Source organism: Planktothrix sp. FACHB-1355 (assembly GCF_014748295.1).
GTDB lineage: Bacteria > Cyanobacteriota > Cyanobacteriia > Cyanobacteriales > Aerosakkonemataceae > Aerosakkonema > Aerosakkonema funiforme_A.
Map to the genome: position 1 here is coordinate 1 of NZ_JACJUP010000913.1, position 3,002 is coordinate 3,002.

Sequence of the window (3,002 nt, forward strand, 5' to 3'; positions counted from 1 at the left end):
GAGAGCCAAGTGGAGGTTTCATCGCATTTTGAACCCCCGTCCCTTTAGGGCTGGGGTGGCTTCAGGAAACTGGCATCAAAAACACTTTAACTCAGCGGTAGCAAAATCTCAAATTCTGTGCCGACACCCAGATGCGATCGCAAATTCAATTTGCCGCCATGCTTTTCTGTCACGATTTGATGACCGATCGCCAACCCCAGTCCCGTCCCTTTCCCGACAGGCTTAGTGGTAAAGAAAGTTTCAAAAATCCGCCCCTGAATTTCTGGTGGAATACCCGGCCCGTTATCGGCAATGCGAACGGCAGCCCAAGAACGATTTTCTAATTCTACCACCTGAGAAACAATTTCAATTCGAGGTTTCCACTGGCTAGCCGCTTTCTTATTCGATTCCTTCTTATCCATCAGTGCGTCGATCGCATTGCTGATAATATTCATGAATACCTGGCTCAACTGACCTGAGTAACAAGGCACTGGCGGCAGGTCGCCATAATTTTTCACCACTTCAATCGTGTATTTTACCCGATTATGCAGAATCAACAGAGTACTTTCAATACATTCGTGCAGATCGATCGCTTTTTGACTTCCCTCTCCCATATGGGAGAAATTTCGCAGGCTATTGACTATCTTGACTAATTGCTCTGTCCCTATCTTCATACTGTCAATCAGCTTCTGCATATCTTCTTGTAAAAACTCAAATTCTATTTCTCTTTTAATTTCTTCAACTTGCGGTGGTTTTTCTCTAATTGTTGTATCGTAAGCTGAAATTAACTTGATTAAATCTTGGCTGTAATTTGATAGGTATTCTAAATTTCCCGAAATAAAATTAACTGGATTTAAAATTTCGTGACCTACCTCAGCTACCATCTGTCCTAAACTTGCCATTTTTTCCGTTTGCATCATGTGCAACTTTGTTTGCTCGTGCAGTAGCCGCGTTGTCAGCTCGTGAATATGCGATTGGGCAATCAGCAATTCATGAACGTCTAATAATTTGTAAACTGTCGGCTCAATTTCCACCACAATCGGTTCGTATAGCAGCTCGGCAGGCCGCTGCAAAGACCGCCTCGCCGCCATCACAATTAGAGTATCGTCAGGAAAAATTAGCACATCTCTATGAGCCAATACATATAAACACTTTATCGGTCGCTTTAAAAATAATTCCAATCCGTAAGGTCGGCTCATACATTCTAAAAAACGCCGCCGGGAAATCATACCTGCAAACTGACTTTGCTCCACCAAAATTACTCCCGGCAGCAGCGGATTATCTTGAAATGCCTGTGCTACTTCGCTACCCGGACGATCGTTCTCTACACTGAAATCATACAGAGGCAAGTCTTGAAGCGTTGATTCCAGACTGAGGTCTTTTTTTTGCGAACTTGGTTGAACTGACATTTCCAGGGATGATTGTTTGAGAGCGAACATAAGCCTATGCCTCAATCAGTTCTTTTAATTGGTATAGTAAGATTCATATTCTACTTTATCATTATATTTTTTATTTGAAAAAATCTTTTATTTAAAACTTAATAGGCTAGAAAAATTAACCTTAAAAAAAACCTTTTTTAACCTAAACTTAACCTAATCAAACATTTCCTCTTTTAAGTATTGATAATTTATACATCAATTAATTAGAAAGTATAAATATTTGTGAATAACGCATAAAATATCGATATCCGGCATTCCCAGCGATGAGATCGACTTGAGGCAGAGTAATGGCAGGAGCTCTTAAGCGCAGATGCTAACGCGATCGCGTCCGGATGCTTTAGACTCATAGAGAGCGCGATCGGCTGCTGCAATCAAGTCGATCGGAATCGATCCGGGTTCCGGAACCATAGTTGCGACACCCACACTGAGAGTGACATAAGGCTCAACACAAGAATTGATGTGGCGAATTTGTAGCGCTTTAACATTCATTCGGATTTCCTCTGCTACGCGAACAGCACCGGCAGCTGGGGTATTGGGTAAAATTACCGCAAATTCTTCACCTCCGTAACGCGCCACCAAATCCGCCGGTCGCTTCACCGCCGCGCTAATTGCATAAGCGACTTGTTGCAAACAAGCATCTCCCCCTAAATGACCGTAAGTATCGTTATAGTCTTTAAAACAATCGATATCGCATAGAATTAAAGAAAGTGGTGCTTGTTCGCGAGCGAGTTCGTGCCACTTATTGTCCAGGTATTCGTCAAATCGACGACGGTTAGCCACTTTTGTCAAACCGTCAGCAGTAGCGAGACTGCGTAGTTCGTGGTTCGCTTTCTCAAGTTCTTGATAAAGTTGATGAATTAGTTGAGATGCTAATTCGTGAATATGCGATTGAGCTACCAGTAATTGATGAGCATCTAAGAGTCTGTAAACCGTCGGTTCAATTTCCACCACAATCGGTTCGTACAGTAACTCTGCCGATCGCTGTAAAGAGCGCCGCGCCGCCATCACAATTAAAGTATCGCTTGGAAAAATTAAACTATCGCTATTCGCTAAAAGATATAAAGATTTAATCGGTCGCTTCAAAAACAATTCCAATCCGTAGGGGCGACTCATGTATTCCAAAAACCGCCGCCGGGAAATCATACCTAAAAGGCGATCGTGTTCTATCAAGATTACTCCCGGCAGGAGAGGATTGTCTTGAAACGCCTGCGCTACTTCGCCTCCACGCATATCGCTGCGTACACTAAAATCATAAAGCGGCAACTCTCCCAGCGTTGACTGCAAACTTAGTTCCCGCGCCTGGGATATCGGTAGAACTGATAACTCGGAAGAGATCTTTTTTGCAACAACCATTAAGCAATTCCTCAGTCAGCTCTTAGAGTCTATATTGCCAGATGCTCAAAGTACCCTTTTACACCCCTTTTTTTTTGTTTTTCTACACAGAGGTAGAAGCTCTTTGCTTGCTCCAGCACAAGATGGCGTACTATTGCAGATTAATGCCGGAATGCTATATTAGCGTATTCTCACTTTTGCTTAAGTAAAACTATACACAAAATAATATATACTAAAAAAGTTAAACAAATA

General features: G+C 42.4%; 2 protein-coding genes. Both read right to left on the minus strand.

Annotated features, from left to right (window positions below):
- Positions 1 to 86: 86 nt before the first annotated feature.
- Positions 87 to 1,418, minus strand: a complete 1,332-nt coding sequence (locus H6S82_RS26860) for an ATP-binding protein (protein WP_190475579.1) — start codon at positions 1,416 to 1,418, stop codon at positions 87 to 89.
- A 300-nt stretch (positions 1,419 to 1,718) separates the two neighbouring features.
- Complete coding sequence (locus H6S82_RS26865) at positions 1,719 to 2,771, minus strand: GGDEF domain-containing protein (protein WP_190475588.1); 1,053 nt, start codon at positions 2,769 to 2,771, stop codon at positions 1,719 to 1,721.
- Positions 2,772 to 3,002: the final 231 nt, after the last annotated feature.

Coding starts and splice junctions, on each gene's coding strand:
- H6S82_RS26860 (WP_190475579.1), bottom strand. CDS start 1,418: ATGTTCGCTCTCAAACAATCATCCCTGGAAATGTCAGTTCAACCAAGT.
- H6S82_RS26865 (WP_190475588.1), bottom strand. CDS start 2,771: ATGGTTGTTGCAAAAAAGATCTCTTCCGAGTTATCAGTTCTACCGATA.